At 70.4% G+C, this 17408-nt stretch carries 18 protein-coding genes; 11 read left to right on the plus strand and 7 right to left on the minus strand.

The window, feature by feature from the left end:
• Positions 1–204: 204 nt before the first annotated feature.
• Positions 205–1389 carry a solute carrier family 23 protein gene (locus L6E10_RS10935; protein WP_308102771.1) on the plus strand — a complete coding sequence of 395 codons (1185 nt, stop codon included), beginning with the start codon at positions 205–207 and terminating at the stop codon, positions 1387–1389.
• Positions 1390–1409: 20 nt separating this feature from the next.
• On the opposite strand, the gene L6E10_RS10940 is transcribed toward L6E10_RS10935, so the two are convergent.
• From L6E10_RS10940 to L6E10_RS10955, 4 genes are read right to left on the minus strand one after another with little or no spacing between them, the layout of a single operon-like run.
• Positions 1410–2387, minus strand: a complete 978-nt coding sequence (locus tag L6E10_RS10940; RefSeq protein WP_236219349.1) for a quinone-dependent dihydroorotate dehydrogenase — start codon at positions 2385–2387, stop codon at positions 1410–1412.
• A 37-nt stretch (positions 2388–2424) separates the two neighbouring features.
• A complete protein-coding gene (locus L6E10_RS10945; protein ID WP_236219351.1) occupies positions 2425–3663 on the minus strand; it encodes a cytochrome P450 in 1239 nt (412 codons plus the stop codon).
• A gap of 32 nt (positions 3664–3695) precedes the next feature.
• The gene (locus L6E10_RS10950; RefSeq protein ID WP_236219353.1) at positions 3696–4457 is read right to left on the minus strand and encodes a DNA-formamidopyrimidine glycosylase family protein; all 762 of its coding nucleotides are present in this window, start codon (positions 4455–4457) and stop codon (positions 3696–3698) included.
• Positions 4450–5295: a ParA family protein gene (locus L6E10_RS10955; protein ID WP_086665779.1), complete on the minus strand. Its 846-nt coding sequence runs from the start codon at positions 5293–5295 to the stop codon at positions 4450–4452. The genes L6E10_RS10950 and L6E10_RS10955 overlap by 8 nt, the downstream gene beginning before the upstream one ends.
• A gap of 33 nt (positions 5296–5328) precedes the next feature.
• Here L6E10_RS10955 and L6E10_RS10960 point away from each other — a divergent pair, with 33 nt between their 5' ends.
• The 6 genes from L6E10_RS10960 (at position 5329) to shbA (ending at position 9587) form a co-directional block, all read left to right on the plus strand.
• A complete protein-coding gene (locus L6E10_RS10960; protein WP_090095601.1) occupies positions 5329–6048 on the plus strand; it encodes a bifunctional 2-polyprenyl-6-hydroxyphenol methylase/3-demethylubiquinol 3-O-methyltransferase UbiG in 720 nt (239 codons plus the stop codon).
• Between the two features lie 99 nt (positions 6049–6147).
• Positions 6148–6717: a sigma-70 family RNA polymerase sigma factor gene (locus L6E10_RS10965; RefSeq protein ID WP_236219355.1), complete on the plus strand. Its 570-nt coding sequence runs from the start codon at positions 6148–6150 to the stop codon at positions 6715–6717.
• Positions 6714–7430, plus strand: coding sequence for a class I SAM-dependent methyltransferase (locus L6E10_RS10970; RefSeq protein ID WP_236219356.1), 717 nt, complete (start codon positions 6714–6716; stop codon positions 7428–7430). Before L6E10_RS10965 ends, L6E10_RS10970 begins: the two co-directional genes overlap by 4 nt.
• A gap of 85 nt (positions 7431–7515) precedes the next feature.
• On the plus strand, positions 7516–8082 hold the full coding sequence (locus L6E10_RS10975; RefSeq protein WP_236219358.1) for a sigma-70 family RNA polymerase sigma factor: 567 nt from the start codon (positions 7516–7518) through the stop codon (positions 8080–8082).
• A gap of 102 nt (positions 8083–8184) precedes the next feature.
• Positions 8185–8862, plus strand: a complete 678-nt coding sequence (locus L6E10_RS10980; protein ID WP_236219360.1) for an RNA polymerase sigma factor — start codon at positions 8185–8187, stop codon at positions 8860–8862.
• A 233-nt stretch (positions 8863–9095) separates the two neighbouring features.
• On the plus strand, positions 9096–9587 hold the full coding sequence (shbA, locus tag L6E10_RS10985; RefSeq protein ID WP_236219408.1) for an RNA polymerase sigma factor ShbA: 492 nt from the start codon (positions 9096–9098) through the stop codon (positions 9585–9587).
• Here shbA and L6E10_RS10990 read toward each other — a convergent pair.
• Positions 9568–10878, minus strand: coding sequence for a glutamine synthetase family protein (locus L6E10_RS10990; protein ID WP_308102772.1), 1311 nt, complete (start codon positions 10876–10878; stop codon positions 9568–9570). The two genes, shbA and L6E10_RS10990, sit on opposite strands and share 20 nt — an antisense overlap.
• 12 nt (positions 10879–10890) lie before the next feature.
• Here L6E10_RS10990 and L6E10_RS10995 point away from each other — a divergent pair, with 12 nt between their 5' ends.
• The 3 genes from L6E10_RS10995 (at position 10891) to L6E10_RS11005 (ending at position 14043) form a co-directional block, all read left to right on the plus strand.
• Entirely contained in the window at positions 10891–11997 is a 1107-nt protein-coding gene (locus L6E10_RS10995) for an amidohydrolase family protein (protein WP_236219362.1), read from the plus strand.
• Between the two features lie 35 nt (positions 11998–12032).
• Complete coding sequence (dinB, locus tag L6E10_RS11000) at positions 12033–13307, plus strand: DNA polymerase IV (protein WP_236219364.1); 1275 nt, start codon at positions 12033–12035, stop codon at positions 13305–13307.
• Between the two features lie 85 nt (positions 13308–13392).
• Positions 13393–14043, plus strand: coding sequence for a hypothetical protein (locus L6E10_RS11005; RefSeq protein ID WP_236219366.1), 651 nt, complete (start codon positions 13393–13395; stop codon positions 14041–14043).
• Positions 14044–14658: 615 nt separating this feature from the next.
• Here L6E10_RS11005 and L6E10_RS11010 read toward each other — a convergent pair.
• Together L6E10_RS11010 and L6E10_RS11015 are read right to left on the minus strand one after the other, a co-directional pair.
• Positions 14659–16197 carry an alkaline phosphatase gene (locus L6E10_RS11010; protein ID WP_236219368.1) on the minus strand — a complete coding sequence of 513 codons (1539 nt, stop codon included), beginning with the start codon at positions 16195–16197 and terminating at the stop codon, positions 14659–14661.
• A complete protein-coding gene (locus tag L6E10_RS11015; protein WP_236219370.1) occupies positions 16197–16703 on the minus strand; it encodes a hypothetical protein in 507 nt (168 codons plus the stop codon). The genes L6E10_RS11010 and L6E10_RS11015 overlap by 1 nt, the downstream gene beginning before the upstream one ends.
• Positions 16704–16984: 281 nt before the next feature.
• Here L6E10_RS11015 and L6E10_RS11020 point away from each other — a divergent pair, with 281 nt between their 5' ends.
• On the plus strand, positions 16985–17380 hold the full coding sequence (locus L6E10_RS11020) for a DUF3040 domain-containing protein (protein ID WP_236219372.1): 396 nt from the start codon (positions 16985–16987) through the stop codon (positions 17378–17380).
• Positions 17381–17408: the final 28 nt, after the last annotated feature.

The raw sequence follows: 17408 nt of genomic DNA on the forward strand, positions 1-17408 counted from the left end.
CGGCGAGTGTCCCTGGGATCTTTAGGGCAATCGTGTGATTATCGGACTGTTATCTAGCCGTAGCCGCTACATGGCGTGGCAGGATTCCGGGGCCGGTCTGCGGGAAGTCCGGCTGAATTGCCGGGAGGCAGTGCGTTGGCGTTGTGGACCGTGCACGGGGACGGTCGGATCACCGACAGTGAAACCGTCGCACCCCAGGAACGGGTGAGCTGGCCGCTCACCCTCGGGTTCGGGGTGCAGCACCTCGTGGCCATGTTCGGCGCCACGGTGATCGTCCCCACCGCCACCGGTCTTCCCGTCGCCACCACGCTGCTGTTCTCGGGCCTGGGCACGCTGCTGTTCCTGGTGATCACCAAGAACCGCGTCCCGAGCTACCTGGGCTCGTCCTTCGCCTTCGTGGCACCGCTCGTGGCCGCGCGCGAACAGGGCATCGCCGCGCAGCTCGGCGGTGTCGTCGCGGCCGGTCTGCTCGTGATCGTGGTGGGCATCGCGGTCAAGGCGCTCGGCGTGCGGCTGCTGGAGTCGGTCATGCCGCCGGTCGTCACCGGCGCCGTCGTGATCATCATCGGCCTGAACCTCTCGCACCAGGCCACCTCGAACTTCGGCGAGCAGCCCCTGCTCGCGGCGCTCACGACCGCGGTGATCCTGCTGGCCGGCGTGCTCGGCCGCGGCCTGGTGTTCCGGTTCTCGATCCTCATCGGCTTCGTGGCCGTCTGGATGGGCGGCCTCGCGTTCGGCGCCGTCCCGTCCGAACGGCTCGCCGCGCTGCGCGACGCGGCGTGGGTGGGCCTGCCGCGGCTCTACCAGCCCGAGCTGCGGCCGTCCGTGGTGCTGCTGATGCTGCCCGTGGTGATCGTGCTCGTGGCGGAGGTCGTCGGCCACGTGAAGGCGGTCGCGGCGCTGACCGGCCGCAACCTCGACGGCAGCGCGGGTGACGCGATCATCGCGAACGGGCTGTCGACCGCGCTGTCCGGTCTGGGCGGTGGTGCGGGCACGACGACGTACTCCGAGAACATCGGCGTGATGGCCGTGACCCGCGTCCAGACGACGGCGGCGTTCGCGTTCGCCGGGGTGTTCGCCGCGGCGCTGGCGTTCTCCCCGAAGGCCATCGCCCTCTTCGGCACGATCCCGCCGGGCGTGCTCGGCGGCTGCACGCTCGTGCTCTACGGCCTGATCGTGCTGATCGGCGTGCGGATCTGGATGGACCGCGGCGTGGACCTCGCGAACCCGGTGAACGCGATGGTCGGCGGCGCCGCGCTGGTCGCCGGGGTCGGCGACCTGACCGTCGAGATCGGCGACCTGGAGATGGGCGGCATGGTCTGGGGTTCGCTGCTCGTGGTGATCCTGCACCCGGTGATGCGCTGGCTCAGGGCCGCGCGCCGCACCTGACGACCGGCCCTGGGAGCGCTCTACCTCAGTGCCCGGTTGATCCTCGACACGAGGCCGGGGCCCTCGTAGATGAACCCGGTGTAGATCTGCACGAGGCTCGCGCCGGCGTCGACCATGCGCTTGGCGTTGTCGGGGGTCGCGATGCCGCCGACGCCGATGACCGGCAGGTCGCTGTTCTTGGTGATGAACCGGACCACGTCGTTCGCGCGCTGCGTGAGGGGCTTGCCGCTGAGACCGCCGGTCTCGGACGCGTGCGCGCTCTTGAGGCCCTCACGGCTGAGGGTGGTGTTCGTGGCGATGAGGCCCTTGATGCCGTTGTCGACGCACACCTGGATGACCTCGGCGATGGCGTCCTCGGTGAGGTCGGGTGCGATCTTGACCAGCATCGGCTTCGAGGTGGCCGCGGTGAGGGCCTGGACGAGTTCGGTCAGCGCGCCCTTGTCCTGCAGGCTGCGCAGGCCGGGCGTGTTCGGCGAACTGACGTTGACGGCGTAGTAGTCGCCGTGGTCCTTCAGGGCGTTCAGCGAGTTGAGGTAGTCCTGCACGGCGTCTTCGACCGGCGTGACCTTGGACTTGCCGAGGCTGATGCCCAGCGGCGCCTTGAGGGGCGTCCGGTCGAGCTTCGCGGCGAGCGCTTGCGCCCCCGCGTTGTTGAAGCCCATCCGGTTGATGATCGCCTCGTCCTCGCGCAGGCGGAACAGGCGCGGCTTCGGGTTGCCGGGCTGCGCGTGCCACGTGACGGTGCCGACCTCGACGAACCCGAACCCCAGCGCGGCCCACGCCGGCAGCGCGCGTCCGTCCTTGTCGAGGCCCGCCGCGAGTCCCACGGGGTTCGGGAACCGGACGCCGAAGACGGTGCGCGGGTTGTCCTGGTTGCGGGCGAACCTCGCCAGCGGGCTCAGCCGGGCCATGACGCCGAGCGTGGTCTCGTGGACCCGCTCCGCGTCGCCGCCGTGCATTCCGAACAACGCCCTGCGAACCACCTGCTTGTAGACCACACGCATACCCTATAACGCCAGCTCAGGGTAGCCGTCGTCACATCGGTCTGGGTACCTTGACCGTCGCCTGCTCGTCCAGCGGCATCCGGGGCTTCGCGAGGAACGTCACCGGCAGCTCCCGCAGGCCCCGGCTCCCGAGCGACACCCGCCACCCGAGCGGCCGCGCCGTGTCGAGGGTCAGCCCCGCGCACCGCTCCAGCAGCGTCCGGAACGCGATCTCGCCCTCCAGGCGGGCCAGCGGCGCGCCCAGGCAGAAGTGGATGCCGTGGCCGAACGCCAGGTGCTGGCGGTCCGCCCGCTCGATGTTGAGCTGGTCGGCGCGCGGGTAGCGGTTCGGGTCGTGCTCGGCGGAAGCGAGGGACAGCAGCACGACGTCGCCGGCCGGGATCTGCACGCCGCCGATCGTCAGCGGCCGCGTGGCGAACCGCAGCACGTGCGAGGCCGGGCCGTCGAAGCGCAAGAACTCCTCGATGGCGCCGGGAAGCAGGGACGACGAGCGCTGCAGCAGTTCGAGCTGCTCGGGATGGCGCAGCAACGCCAGCGCGCCGTTGCCGACCAGGTCCACGGCGGTCGTGTAGCCGGCCACCAGCAGCAGGAACGCGAGCGAGGCCAGTTCGCCGTCCGTGAGCGCGGCCTCGCCCTTCGCCCTGGCCAAGCCGCCGATGAGGTCGTCGTCGCCGGAGGTGCGCTTGTGGGTCACCAGGTCGCGCAGGTAGCCGGAGGTCTCCTCGCGGGCCGAGGCCGCGTCACCGTCGGCCAGGCCGGTCACCACGTCGGCCCAGTAGCGGAAGTTCTCCTGGTCGACGGCGGGGACGCCCAGGAGCTCCATGATCACGGTGATGGGCAGCGGGGCGGCGAAGTCCGCGATCAGGTCGCAGCGCCCGGAATCGGCGAACGAGTCGGCCAGCTGGGCGGCCACCTGCTCGATCCGGGGGCGCAGGCCGGCGATGCGGCGCGGCGTGAGCTGGCTCGACACGGCCCGGCGCAGGCGCGTGTGATCAGGCTCGTCGCTGTTCATCATGTGGTCGGACAGGTCGCCGAACCACCACGACGCGAAGTGCGGATGGCGGCGCAGGGGTTCGGCGAGCGCCGAGCCGTGGGAGGACAGCAGCGGGTTGCCCAACGCGGCACGCACGTCGGGGTAGCGGGTCACGAGCCACATCGGCACGCCGAACGTCTCGACCCGGTGCACGGGGCCGGCGTCGCGCAGGCTCTTCAGCACCGCGTAGGGGTCGTCGGTGAAGCCGGGGCGCAACGCATCCAGATCTACCGCCATATTGGGGCACACGGCCAGGAGAGCGCCTCGGTTCAACCGGACTGGCATTTTGGGCAGAAGTACACGAATCTGCCGTCGATCTCGTCCGATCGGACCCTTGTGCGGCAACGCAAACAGGGTTTTCCCGTCCGCTCGAACACGTAGTGCTGCACCCGGAGGTCACCGGTGGTGCTCTGCTCCGGACGCCACTGGTTCGCCTGCAAGAGCTTGCGCGACAACGCAACCGCTCGTGAGGCGTCGACGGACGACACGGGTGCCGTCGGCAGGACGCGCAGCAGGAAACACACTTCCGCGCGGTAGAGGTTGCCGACACCGGCCATCACGCGCTGGTCCAGCAGTGCGAGCCCGACCGGCCGCGAGGGGTCCGCGGTCAACCGCCGGACGGCCTCGTCGGCGTCGAAGTCGTCGGCCAGGAGATCAGGGCCGAGGTGCGAGATCAACTCGTCCTCGCGGGAGGTCGGGACGAACTCCATGTCGTGCAGCGCGAACCCGATGGCCTGCCGGTCGTCGACCTCGAACACCGCGCGGGCCTGGTGCGCGGGACGGCGCCAGCGCTCACCGGGGCGGTAGAGGTGCCATGAGCCGTCCATGCGGAAGTGGCTGCGCAGGCTGTTGCCGTCGGAGAAGTGCGTGAACATGTGCTTGCCGTACGTCCGCACGCCGAGGACGTCCAGTCCGGCCAGGTCGACCGCGGCCAGCCTGGGGTGGCGAAGCTCACCGCGGATCAGCGTCTTCCCGGCCAGCGCCTGGTGCATGCGGTGGCCCGCGAGGAAGACCGTGTCCCCTTCAGGCATCCACCGCTTCCTGGATCTCGTCGTCGTCGAAGTCTTGGTGCACGGCGCGGCGCCGGCTCCGCGAGATGCGCTGGATGCGGGCGAGCAGCAGGTTGAACGCCAGCGCGACCTCACGGGCACCCGGAGTACCCCACTCGTGGATCGGCATGCATGCGCCCTGCGCCTGTTGCACGGCCAGACGGTCCGGTAACGCCACCGGCATGACCAACGGGCCGAAGATGTCCCGCAGCTCTTCGATGCGGAACTGGTGTTCGTGCGAACGCGGCCGCACGCGGTTCACGACGACGCCCAGCGGTTGCAGGTCGGCGTTGTTGCTCTCGCGTTCGTTCTGCACCGCCTCGAACGCCCGCTGCACGCCCGCGACGGCGAACATCGTCGGTTCGGTGACCAGCAGGGCGCGGTCGGCCGCCACGAGCGCCGAGCGGGTCAGCTGGCCCAGCGACGGCGGGCAGTCGAGCAGCACGAGGTGGTACGGGAACTCGTCGTACATGTCCCGCAACGTGCGCAACGCGTCTTTCAGACGGTGCAGGCGCGACTCGTTCGGATCCGGGTGGTTGAGCAGCTCGGCGTCCTCGGACCCGGACAGCACGTCGATGCCGTCACCCCACCTGCTGGGGCGGATCGCCTGTTCCAGGTTCTCCTCGGACGGGTCCTGCAGGACGTCGTAGATGCTCGCCTTGGACTCCTCGGGCTCGAGCGTCGACGTGGCGTTGCACTGCGGATCGAGGTCGATCACGAGCGTGCGGACGCCGCGGCGGAGAGCGGCTGAGGCGAGGCCGAGCACCACCGTCGTCTTGCCGACGCCTCCCTTGAGGCTGAGCACGGACACCGTATGCACAGACCTACTCTAGGGTCTCCTACTCTGTTGGCCATGCGACCGGACGCCGTACACAGGGTGCTCGACGCCGAACTGGCCGCCGCGCGGGAGCGCAGGGGTGGGGAACCACCCCGCGTGCTCGACGTCGGAGGCGGCAGTGGTGTCTGGGCCGTGCCCCTCGCCGCGGCAGGCTGCGCGGTCACGGTCGTGGAGCCCTCCCCGAACGCGCTGGCCACGCTGCACACGCGTGCGCGCGAGGCGGGCGTGACGATCAACGCGGTCCAGGGCGACACCGACTCGCTCGGCGTTTCCGCTGGTGAAGCCGACCTGGTGCTCGCGCACGGGCTGCTGGAGGTCGTGGACGACGCCCCGGCGGCGCTGTCCTCGCTGGCCGCCGCCGTCGCCCCCGGCGGGGCGGTGTCCGTGCTGGTCGCGAACCGGTTCGCGGCGATCCTGCACCGCGCGATCGCCGGTCGCATCGTCGACGCGCGCAGGCTGCTGGACGACGACGCCGGCCAGCTCGCGGGCACGCGCGACCCGTTGCAGCGCCGGTTCGACGTGCCAGGTCTCGAGAAACTCGTCCTCGAGGCGGGGCTGTCCGTCGAGCTCCTGCAGGGACATGGCATTGTCTCAGACCTCGTACCAGGTGTGGTGCTGGACACGAATCCAGGTGCTGCCGACGCCCTCGCCGAGCTGGAACTGGCCGCCGCCACGCGGTCCCCGCTCCGGGACGTCGCGGCCCGGCTGCACGTCCTCGCCCGCCGAACCGCCTGACAGCGTTTGCATTCGGGACAGTTATGTCCCCATGAGTGGTCCCAAACGACGCGGCGGCGAAAGATGATGACTCCGCTGCCGACGTAGGGAACCGACGCGATGGAAAGTTCCGACCTGCTGGCCTCCCTGGTCAACGAGGCCGTTGCGGGTGACCGGCCCGCCGTGGAACGGCTGCTGGCCTCCGTGCGTCCGCTCGTGGCCCGGTACTGCCGTGCGCGCGTCGGACGCAACGAAAGGGCGTACGCGTCGGCTGACGACGTGGCGCAGGAGGTGTGCCTGGCGGTGCTGACGGCACTGCCCACCTACCGCGAGCAGGGAAGACCTTTCCTGGCGTTCGTCTACGGCATCGCCGCGCACAAGGTCGCGGACGCCCACCGCGTCTCGGCGCGCAACCGGTCCGAGCCCGTCGCCGAGGTGCCGGACGGCCCGTCGCTCGCCGTGGACCCGGAGGAGAACGCGCTGCTCGGCTCGCTCTCGGTCCGGCTCGGCCAGTTGCTGAGGAGCCTGCCGGACAAGCAGCGCGAGATCCTGCTGCTGCGGGTCGTGGTCGGCCTGACGGCGGAGGAGACCGCCGAGGCGACCGGCTCGACGCCGGGAGCCGTGCGGGTGGCCCAGCACCGCGCGCTCGCGAAGCTGCGGACCTCCGTGGGGGTCGAGGAGCTGATTTGACCGGTGCCTACTACGACGACCTGTCCGGGACGTACGACCTCATGTTCCCGGACTGGGACGCGTCGATGGCCCGGCAGGCGTCGCAGCTCGCGGAGTTCATCCCGGCGGGCTCGCGCGTTCTCGACTGTGCGTGCGGCATCGGCACGCAGGCGATCGGTTTGGCTCTGCGCGGCTATCAGGTCGTAGGTACTGATTTGAGCCCCAGGGCGGCCTCTCGGGCCGTCGTAGAGGCCTCTGCGCGTGGCGTCGCGTTGCCCACGTTCGCCGCGGACATGCGGGCGTTGCCGTTCGCCGACGACTCGTTCGACGTCGTGCTCGCCGCGGACAACGCCCTGCCGCACCTGCTGACCGCGGACGACGTGCTGGCGGCGTTGCGGGAGATGCGGCGCGTGCTGAGGCCCGGCGGCAGGCTCGTCCTCTCGACGCGCGACTACGACGCGATCCGGCGGGAACGGCCGTTGTCGACGCCGCCGTCGGTCGGACCGGGCCGTGTCCTGTGGTTCCAGCTCTGGCACTGGGACGGCGACCGGTACGAGCTGGAGATGTTCCGGCTGCACGAAACAGAGTCGTGGCGGGTTGTGGTGGGCAAGGCACGATATTGGGCGATTACCCGTCACGAAATCACCGCTTTGGCGGAACGAGCCGGTTTCGGTTACGTGGAGTGGTTGCTCCATGCCTATTACCAGCCACTGCTCGTTGCTGCAAACGGGTGACGTTTGGAACTTATCCCTACTTTCCGCATAAGGAGTGACGTGTCGCACGTCTCCTCTCCGGGACGTCGACGAGGGGACGCTTCGGATGGAGAGTTCGGCTTTGACCGCAGAGCTGGTCAGCATGGCCGTGCAGGGTGACCGCAAGGCCACTGACCTGCTGCTTCGCTACCTTCGACCGCTGGTGGTGAAGTACTGTCGCGCGCGTGTGGGGCGCTCCGCGACAACTGCGGACGACGTCGCGCAGGAGGTGTGCCTGGCCGTGCTGACGGCTCTCCCGAACTACCGGGAGCAGGGCAGGCCGTTCCTGGCATTCGTCTACGGCATCGCGGCGCACAAGGTCGCCGATGCGCACCGGGCGCTGGCTCGTAACCGTGCGGAGCCGGTCGCGGACGTGCCCGATCAGGTCGTGCGCGGCTTCGGGCCGGAGGAGTTCGTCCTCCAGGACGAGCTGAACGGCACCCTCGCACAGCTCTTGCACGTCCTCCCCGCCAAGCAGCGGGAGATCCTCGTGTTGCGCGTCGTGGTGGGTTTGTCGGCCGAGGAGACCGCGGAGGCGGTGGGGTCGACGCCCGGTGCCGTCCGCGTCGCGCAGCACCGCGCGCTCGGTCGTCTGCGCAAGGAAATCGCGGCCCTGAGCGTCCCGATCGGGTGACATTCGTTTGCATTTGTGACAAGTCGTGCGGAGTGCGTGGGGTGGACGTACCCAAACGACATACCTAGAGGCAGGAAGACGCCGACATAAGGACCAGGGGGCATGGGAAGTTCGGACTCCGCGCTCGCCGCCGAGCGGCTGCGCATGGACGGGGTGCTGGTGCAGCACTTCCGCGAGTCGGGGCTGACCGGGCCGCGCTGGGACCAGTTCCACCGTCAGCTCCTCGGGCTCGGTCTCGGGATCGTCACGAAGCTCGTGCGGTCGGGTGCGATGTTCTCCCGCTGCGGTCAGCAGGGCCGGTACCTGCACCGCCAGGAGATCCCGCCGCAGGAGGCGGAGGAACTGGCGAGCGACGCGGTGTACGAGGGGTTCGTCTACTTCCGGGACCGGGGGGTCCTCGGCAGGGAGTGGACGGTCGAGCAGGGCCTGCCGTTGCGGGAGTACTTCGTCAACGCCTGCGTGCTCGCGTTCCCGAACGTCTACCGCCGCTGGCAGACGCGGGTGAACGGCTGGCAGGACGTGCGGCTGGTCGACACCCTCGCCTCGCTCGAGAACGTCGTCACCGAGGGGAACCCCGAGGACGCCGTCGTCGAGCAGCACGCGGTGAACGCCGTGTTCGCCGCGCTGAGCGAGGACAGCAGGCGGTTGCTCTTCCTCCATGACCAGGGCTATTCGCATGCGGAGATCGCCGAGCTGCTGAGGCTCACCCCGCGCGCGGTCGAAGGACGGATCCGGCGGGCACGTCTCGCGGTGCGCCGGCGTCCAGAAGAGGAACGGTGATCTGCGTGGAGTTCACGCCCGGCCTGCACCGGAAGGTCCCCGCGGAGGTCGTCCAGCGCTCCTCCGTCGGCGGCCCGGTGTCCGCCTCCCCGAGCACGGTCGACGCGCTGGTCGAGCGGACCGCGGGCGGTGACCGGGAGCCGGTCGACCCGCCCGCGCCCTCGTACTACTCAAATCGTCCGGACACCGCTGACGACCACGTTGCGCGCGCTGTCGCCGGTGACCGAGTCGCCATCGAACGGCTGTTGGGCACCATCCGGCCGTTGATCGTCCGGTACTGCCGTGCGCGCGTGGGCTCGTTCGCGTCGGCGGACGACGTCGCTCAGGACGTGTGCCTGGCCGTGCTGACCTCGCTGCCGTCGTACCGCGACCAGGGGCGGCCGTTCCTGGCTTTCGTCTACGGCATCGCGGCGCACAAGGTGGCGGACTCGTTCCGCAGCTTCTCGCGCAACCGCGCCGAGGCGGTGCCGGAGCTGCCCGAGTCGATGGACACCGCGGCGGGCCCCGAGCAGCGGGCGATGCAGGGAGAGCTTTCCGACCAGATGGCGGTGCTTCTGCGCGTGCTGCCCGAGAAGCAGCGCGAGATCGTTGTGCTGCGTGTGGTGGTGGGTCTGTCGGCGGAGGAGACGGCCGAGGCAGTCGGGTCGACGCCCGGTGCCGTGCGCGTGGCTCAGCACCGGGCGCTGAACCGGCTGCGCAAGGAGATCAGTGGCGCCAGCGGGTGATGTTGGCGATCCCCTGCGGGCTGGCGTCCTTGTACCGCTCCACCTCGCCGCGCCGCACGTCCGCGATCGTGCCCGCCAGCTCTTGGCCGAACGCCTCGGTGAGCACGGCGTCCTTCTCGAACTCGTCGACGGCTTCCCTGAGCGACGTGGGCAGGCGCGGGACGTCGTCGAGCAGCGCGGGGTCGACGTCCAGGCCTTCGGGCAGCGAGGCTCCGGTGGCGATGCCGTCCAGCCCGGCCGCGATCACACCCGCGACGACCAGGTACGGGTTCGCGGTGAGGTCGAAGCACTTGATCTCCAGGTTGTCCCGGACCAGGCGTAGCGCCGTCTCGCGGTTCTCCTCGCCCCACGCCGCGAACGGTGCTGCCCACGTGTGCGGCACGAGCCTGAGGTAGCTCGCGAGAGAGGGACAACCGATCGCGCACAACGCGCGGAGGTGGTTGAGCACGCCCGCGCTGAACTGCCTCGCCTCGTCCTGGAAGCCGTCGAAGAGGTTCGTGCCGCCGCGCCAGAGGCTCAGGTGCAGGTGACCGCCGTTGCCGACGCCGCCGTTGACGACCTTGGGGGAGAACGAGGGGCGCAGGCCGTGCCGGACCGTGACGGCGCGGACGGTCTCCTTGACCAGGACCGCGGTGTCGGCGGCGTTCACCGGGTCCTCCGGCGCGGTGGAGACCTCGAACTGGCCGGCGGCGTACTCCGGGTGGAACTGCAGGACCTCGACGTCCTGCTGGTCGAGCGCCCGCAGGAGGTCGACGCAGTAGTCGGACAGCTCGACCTGGCGGGCGTGGCCGTACGCCGAGCCGCTGGTCGCGGGCACCCAGTCGTCCGTGCCGGCCTTGCCGACGCACCACTCGACCTCGAAGCCCGCCCTGGCGGTGAAGCCCTTCGCCGCCAGGTTCTCGACGGCCTTGCGGGCCTGCAACCGCTGGTCCATCGGGTAGGGGACACCGTTCTGGAAGTGGCGGTCGGCGGGCGCCCAGGCCCAGCCCGGCTGGCCCGCCAGCACCGTGAGGCGGTCGAGGTCCGGGTGCAGCCGCAGGTCGCCGACCGGGCCGCCCGCGAACCGGCCCTGGATGATCCAGTCGTCGAACAGGAAGACGTCGAACACCGGTGACGCGCCCACGCCGTGCGCCGCCGCGTGGGCGAGCTTGCGCAGCGGCACGGACTTCGCGCGCGTGATGCCGCTGTTGTCGACCCAGGTGAGCGCCACGACGCTCACGTCCCTCGCGTTCAGCCCGTCGAAGAGTTCCGTCGCCCGGTCGAACCGCTGGTCCCGCTCCGCTGAGTCCACGATCCTGAGGTTATGGGCGTTGTGAGCACCTTGCCGTTCGTCGCCGAGCTCGGGCTGGTCGACCACCACTGCCACGGCGTGCTGCGGACCGACAGCACTCGTGAGGAGTTCGAGTCGTTGCTGCTGGAGGCCGATGCGGTGGCCCCGCTCGGCGGGTCGTTCTTCGACTCGGCGGTCGGGTTCGCGGTGCGGCGGTGGTGTGCGCCGTTGCTGGACCTGCCGCGGCACGCGCCGGCGGAGGAGTACCTCGAACGGCGGAACTCGCTGCACATCGCCGAGGTGTCGCGGACGTTCCTGATGGCGTCCGGGATCCACACGTTCCTCGTCGACGGCGGGTTCCAGGCCGACCGGCTGTTGTCGGCCGCCGAGCTGGCGTCGCTGGGAGGGGGAGTCGCGCACGAGGTCGTGCGGCTGGAGGCGTTGGCCGAGTCGTTGCGGCCTTCCGCCTCCGCGGCCGAGTTCGTGCCCGCTGTCCGGGCGCGGCTGGCCTCGTCGTCCGCGGTCGGGGCGAAATCCGTTGCGGCGTACCGGATCGGGCTCGGGCTGCCGGGTGAGCGGCCGGCCGACGCGGACGTGGTGCGGGCGGTGTCGGCGTGGTCGCCGGGGCGGCTGGCGGACCCGGTGGTGATCACTTGGCTGGCCTGGGAGGCCTTGTCCGCAGGGCTGCCGTTGCAGTTCCACGTGGGGTGCGGCGATTCGGACCTCGATCTGCACTTGTGCGATCCGTCGTTGCTGACGCCGTTCCTGCGTGCGACCGCGCCGCTCGGTGTGCCCGTGTTGTTGTTGCACAACTACCCGTTCCACCGTCAGGCCGGGTACCTCGCGCAGGTGTTCCCGCACGTGTTCTGCGATCTCGGTCTCGCAACGCACGGGTTGGGGCACCAGGCGTCGCGGGTGTTCGCGGAGGCGTTGGAGATCGTGCCGTACGGCAAGTTCCTGTTTTCGACCGATGCGTTCGCCCTGCCCGAGCTGTACTACCTCGGCGCGTTGCTGTTCCGGCACGCGTTGTCGGACTTCTTGTCCGATGGGCTGCGCCGCGATGCGTTCATGGAGGAGGACGCACACCGGATCGCGCGGTTGATCGCGTCGGAGAACGCGGCGCGTGTGTATGAACTGTAGGATTTGCCTCGAACTGGCGTTCGAGAGGGGTGTTCATGGGTCGCAGTGCGAACCTGCCACGCGGCCTGCGTGACCGGTTCCGTGCGCGTGACGGTATGTGGCCCGACGACACGGGCTGCCGGATGCTGCACGTCGACATGGACGCCTTCTACGCGTCGGTGGAGATCCGTGAACGCCCTGAGCTCGAGTCCGTGCCTGTCGTCGTGGGTGGCGTGGGCGGGCGTGGTGTCGTGTGCTCGGCCAACTACATCGCGCGTGAGTTGGGCGTGCGTTCCGCGATGCCCACGGCGCATGCCCGCCGGTTGGCGCCTCACGCCGTGTACCTGCCACCGCAGTTCGACCTCTACCAGGAGGTCTCGCGCGGGGTCATGGCGATCTTCCGGGACATCACGCCGCTGGTGGAGCCGCTGTCCTTGGACGAGGCCTTCCTCGACGTCGGTGGTGCCCTTCGCCGGCTCGGCCTGACGCCGGGGGGTGTGGGTGAGCTGATCAGGTCCCGTGTGTTCGCTGACCACGGTGTGTCGTGTTCGGTCGGTGTGGCGTCGACGAAGTTCCTCGCGAAGCTTGCCTCGGGCATGTGCAAGCCCGACGGCATGATGGTCGTCCCGACCGCTTCCGCCCTGGAGTTCCTGCACTCGCTGCCGGTGTCCGCGCTGTGGGGCGTCGGGGCGAAAACCGCTGCGCGCCTTGCGGAACTGGGCCTGGAGTCGGTCGCCCAGGTCGCGGCCACGCCGTTGCCGCGCCTGCGCCGCATGATCGGCGTCGCACTGGCGGAACACCTGCACGCCCTGGCCTCCGGCGTCGACGACCGCGCGGTGGAGCCGGTGACGCGGGAGAAGTCGATCGGCGCCGAGGAGACGTTCGAGGTCGACCACCTGGACCGCGCCGTGCTGCGCCGCGAGCTGCTGCGGCTGTCGGAGCGTTCGGCGGGTTCGTTGCGCGCCAAGGGTTTGCGCGGCCGGACCGTGTCGATCAAAGTCCGCTTCTCCGACTTCTCGACGATCACCCGCTCCCGCACGCTGCCGGTCGCGACGGACGTGACGCAGGAGATCTACCGCGTCGCCACCGAGCTGCTCGACACCCAGGTCCCGCCGGGAGCGGTGCGCCTGATCGGCGTCCGGATAGAGGGTCTTGACAACGCCGACTCGGCCCAGCAACTGATCTTCGACGCCCCCGAGAACGGCTGGCGCGAAGCAGACCAAGCCGCTGACCAGGCCCGTTCCCGCTTCGGCTCGCTGGCGGTCCGCCCGGCCTCCCTGCTGCGCAAGGGTCCGGAAAGGACAGCCGACTTCGAACCGAAGCCCGAGTGATCGCGACCTGTCCACAACCCGGAAGTTGTCCACAGCTTCCCGCCCACCCCACCACCCCCACCCCGTCCGGCCCCAAGCTGGACCCATGCGCCACCCCATCGACCTGGAAGCCCTGGGCACCCTCTTCGTCCACCGAGTGGCCCCCGTGGCCGCACTGCTCCACATCGGACTGTCCGCGTCCCTGATCGACCAGCGCTCCCGCCCCGGCGGCCCCTGGCAACGCCTGTTCCCGAGCATCTTCCTGCTGTCGAGGGCGGGCCCCTCCCGCGAACAACTGGTCCAGGCAGCCCTCCTCTACGCGGGCGAAGGCGCCGTGCTGACCGCCTTCGACGCCCTCTACCTGCACGGCATGAGGGCCGTCCTCCCCTCGGCAGACGCGATCCACGTCCTGGCCCCACGCCACTCCAGAGCCTGCGGCCACGCGGCCCTGCGCCTGGAACGAACGGACCGCCTCCCCAGACCGGTCCTGCGCCGAGGCTTCCACGTGGCACCCCTCGAACGAGCCGCGGTGGACGCCATCCGCCGCACCCGCTCCATCCCGGACACCAAGGCGATCCTCGACGAGGTGACGCACTTCGTGGGCGTCCAGGCCCTGCGAGCCGAACTGGCCCTCGCCCCGCGCAAGGGCACCACCCTGGCCCGCAAGCTGCTGGGCGACTCCCCGGCCCGCCAGCTGGAACTGGCGGTGATGGACCGCCGCCTCCCGGCCCCGCGCACCCCGCTCCCCGTCGGCTGACCAGCCCGCGCGCCAGCCACCCGGCACCGGTGCACCCGGGTGGCCGGCCCGCTCACCACCCACACGACCCGTCCCACGGTCTCGCCGTTCGCCGGCCCGGCAAGACCCGGCCGCACCGGCTCGCTGCTCGACCGCCGCCACCTGGCAGCTCCACCCGCCACCGACCTCACCGCCACCAACCTCACAGCGTCCGCCCCACCATCGCCGATCCGCCGGTGTTGCACCCACCGCCTCGTCCGCCTCAACGTCTGCCCGCGTCACCTGCCCACCCCGCATCGCTCGACCTTTGGACCGCCCGATGCCACACCTATCGATCGGCCCAGCTTGGTCAGCGGGTCTGACACTTTTCCGCAGCCGCAGCCGCAGCCGCAGCCATGAACCCGACCGCAGCGGCGAACCTGGGCTTGGGCAGGCCGTCCGAGCCCATCCGTCCGAGCCCGCCCGTCTGAACCCGCCCAAGCCGCCTGCCTGCCTGGGTCGGCCTGCCCGAGCCCGCGTGTCCGAACCCGCCCAAGCCGCCCGCCCGAGTCCGCGCGATTGCCCGCCCGAGTCCGCGTGCCCGCCCGTCCGAGTCCGCCCAAGCCCGAGGAGCCCCAGGCGACCCACCCACCTACCTCAAGGCCGCCGGTACTGAGCCGGGGACCCAGCAGTCGCCGGGTCCTCGAAACTCCCGGCCTTCCCCCGATCCACGTGAAAAGTCGTCAACGTCGTGACCGGCGAAGCAGCGTCGCGCCGATCGCCGATCACCCTCATGTGCGTGGTGAACCGCCGCGGCGTCACCTCGTACACGTCGTAGCCGTACCTGTTGCCCTCGAAGTACTTCAGGTGCGGGTTGGCCGCGCCCATCACCGGTCCGTTCACCGCGTTCCACTCCGGCGAGTAGGCGCCGGAGGTGATCGAGTGGGCGGTGAACTCCGTGCCGATCACCGGTGACGAGAGGTCGTCGAAGTCCGGGCGGATGTCGTCCACGAACGCCGAGTGCCAGTCGCCGGTCAGGACGACCAGGTCCTCCAGACCGGTGGTGGCGACGTGGCCGAGCACCTCGCGGCGTTCGGACAGGAAGCCGTCCCACTGGTCGGTGAAGTAGTAGCCGCCGCCGGGGCGGGCGAGTTGGGAGAGCATGATCGAGTTGATCCACACCTGCCAGGCCTCGCGGGCGCCGGAGATGCCGTCGAGCAGCCACTTCTTCTGTTCGGCGCCGAGGATCGTGCCGTTGGCCAGGTTCTGCGCCGAGCGGTACTGGCGCAGGTCCAGCACGGTCAGGTCGAGCAGGGAACCCCACTCGCGGCGGCGGTGGATCCGCGGTTCCAGCGCGCTGCCCGAGCGGATGGGGAGGTGTTCGTACCAGGCCTGGTAGGCGGCCGCCCGGCGTTTCACGAACGGTGCGGCGCCCTCGGTGCCGCTGTAGTCGTTGACGACCTCGTGGTCGTCCCAGGTCAGGTAGAACGGGTGGGCTGCGTGGGCGTCGCGCAACGACGGGTCGCCCTTGTAGAGGGCGTGGCGGCGGCGGTAGTCCGCCAGGGACAGCACGGCGGGGCCCTCGTGGTCGCGCACGTGTGCGCCGCCGACCTGGCCGTGTTCGTAGATGTAGTCGCCGAGGTGCACGACGAAGTCGAGGTTCTCCCGGGCGATGCCGCGGTGGGCGGCGTAGAAGCCGTCGTGGAACGCCTGGCAGTTCGCCGTCGCGAAGCGCACCTTCGAGACCGGGCCGACGGGTGCGGTGCGGGTGCGGCCGACGCGCGAACGCTTGCCGAGCGCCGAGAACTGGTAGTAGTAGGTTCGGCCGGCACGGAGTCCGTGGACCGGCACGTGCACGCTGTGCCCCAACAGGTTTGACGCGGCGATGGTGCCCGAAGCGACGCGCGAGCGCATCGTCCGGTCCAGGGCCACGGTCCATTCGACCTCGACGATCTCGGGCAGCGGCTGCTCGAACGCCAGCGGTTCCGGCGCGAGCCGCGTCCACAGGACCACGCTGTCGGGCAACGGGTCCCCGGAGCCGACGCCCAGGGTGAACGGCGCGGCGTCCCACGAGGCGCCGAGGTCCAGTGCGGCGGCGTGTGCCTGTGCGGGCGACAAACCGGCGGAGAGCGGCCACACGGTGCCAAGAGCGCCGGCGGCGGCCGCGGCCCGGAGGAGATCACGTCGGTTCAGCATCAGCGGGCCTCCACCGTGAACGAGATGTTGTCCGCGTAGCCGTCGTTCGACGTGCCGCCACCGGATCGGGTCATCTGCAGCGTCACCACGGCGGTGCGGCTGCCCGGCGGCACGGTGCCGCTCGCGGTGCGCTCGAAGAGGCCGGTGCGGCCCGAGCGCTCCTCGGCGGTCACCGGGCCGAGCACCACCAGGCCGCGCGGTGTGCCGCCCGCGTCGAGGAACTCGACCGACAGACGGGCGCCGTCCTGCTGCGAGGCGTAACCGCCGAGCCAGGCGGAGACCGCGAAACGAGACGCGCGCCGCGGCAGCGCCACGCTCTGCCGCAGGGTGCTCAGAGGCGTGTCGCCGCCGCCGAAGAACGACGCGCCGCGCTCCGCCGGCCCGGGGTCGGCGGGGCCCGGATAGCCCTGGCCGGCGTCGTACCGCAGCACGACCGGGGCACCCGCGACCGTGAGCCAGCCGGTCAGGCCCTGCTCGGCGGCGCCGTTGACGAGGAGTTGGGTCATGCGGCTGATCCGAGCAAGCGGGGCTGTCCCTGGCGGATCACGCCGCCGAACGGCGCGTGAACGGCAGGCCACAAGGCTCCGGAAGTGCCTCACGAAGGCCTCACCACTGCCCCAGGAGGATGATGGTGACAGAACAGACCGCATGAGACGGCCGACTGGGTAGTCGCCGGGGCGCGCGACTCGTATCCTGGAAGGTGACGTCCCCAGGGTGGGTCGTCCGCCGGGTTCGGCGGAAACCGCGAACACCCGGCGCCCGCGACCGCTGTGCCGGAGGAGGAACGATGCCACTCTCCGAGCACGAGCAGCGACTGCTCGACCAGATCGAGCGCGCGCTCTACGCCGAGGACCCGAAGTTCGCATCAACCGTACGGGGCGCCAAGTTGCGGCGGCCGTCCAAGCGACGCCGCGTGCAGGGCATCGTGTTGTTCGTGGTCGGCGTGGCCGCGCTCATCACCGGAGTGATGCTGCCGCAGCTCTCGATCGCCAGCATTCCCGTGGTGAGCGTCTTCGGCTTCCTGCTCATGTTCTTCGGTGCGCTCATCACCCTGACGACGTTGCGTCGCGGTGACCAGGTCGCCGAGGCAGTGCAGGAGGACGGCAGGCCAGCGCGCAGCCGCAGCTCGTTCTCCGAACGGATGGAAGAGCGCTTCCGCCGTCGCTTCGACGAAGAGCAGTAGCCGACCGACGAAGCCGAAGTGCGATGGG

The sequence above is a fragment of the Lentzea sp. CC55 genome, from assembly GCF_021056325.1.
GTDB classification, from domain to species: Bacteria; Actinomycetota; Actinomycetes; order Mycobacteriales; family Pseudonocardiaceae; genus Lentzea; species Lentzea jiangxiensis.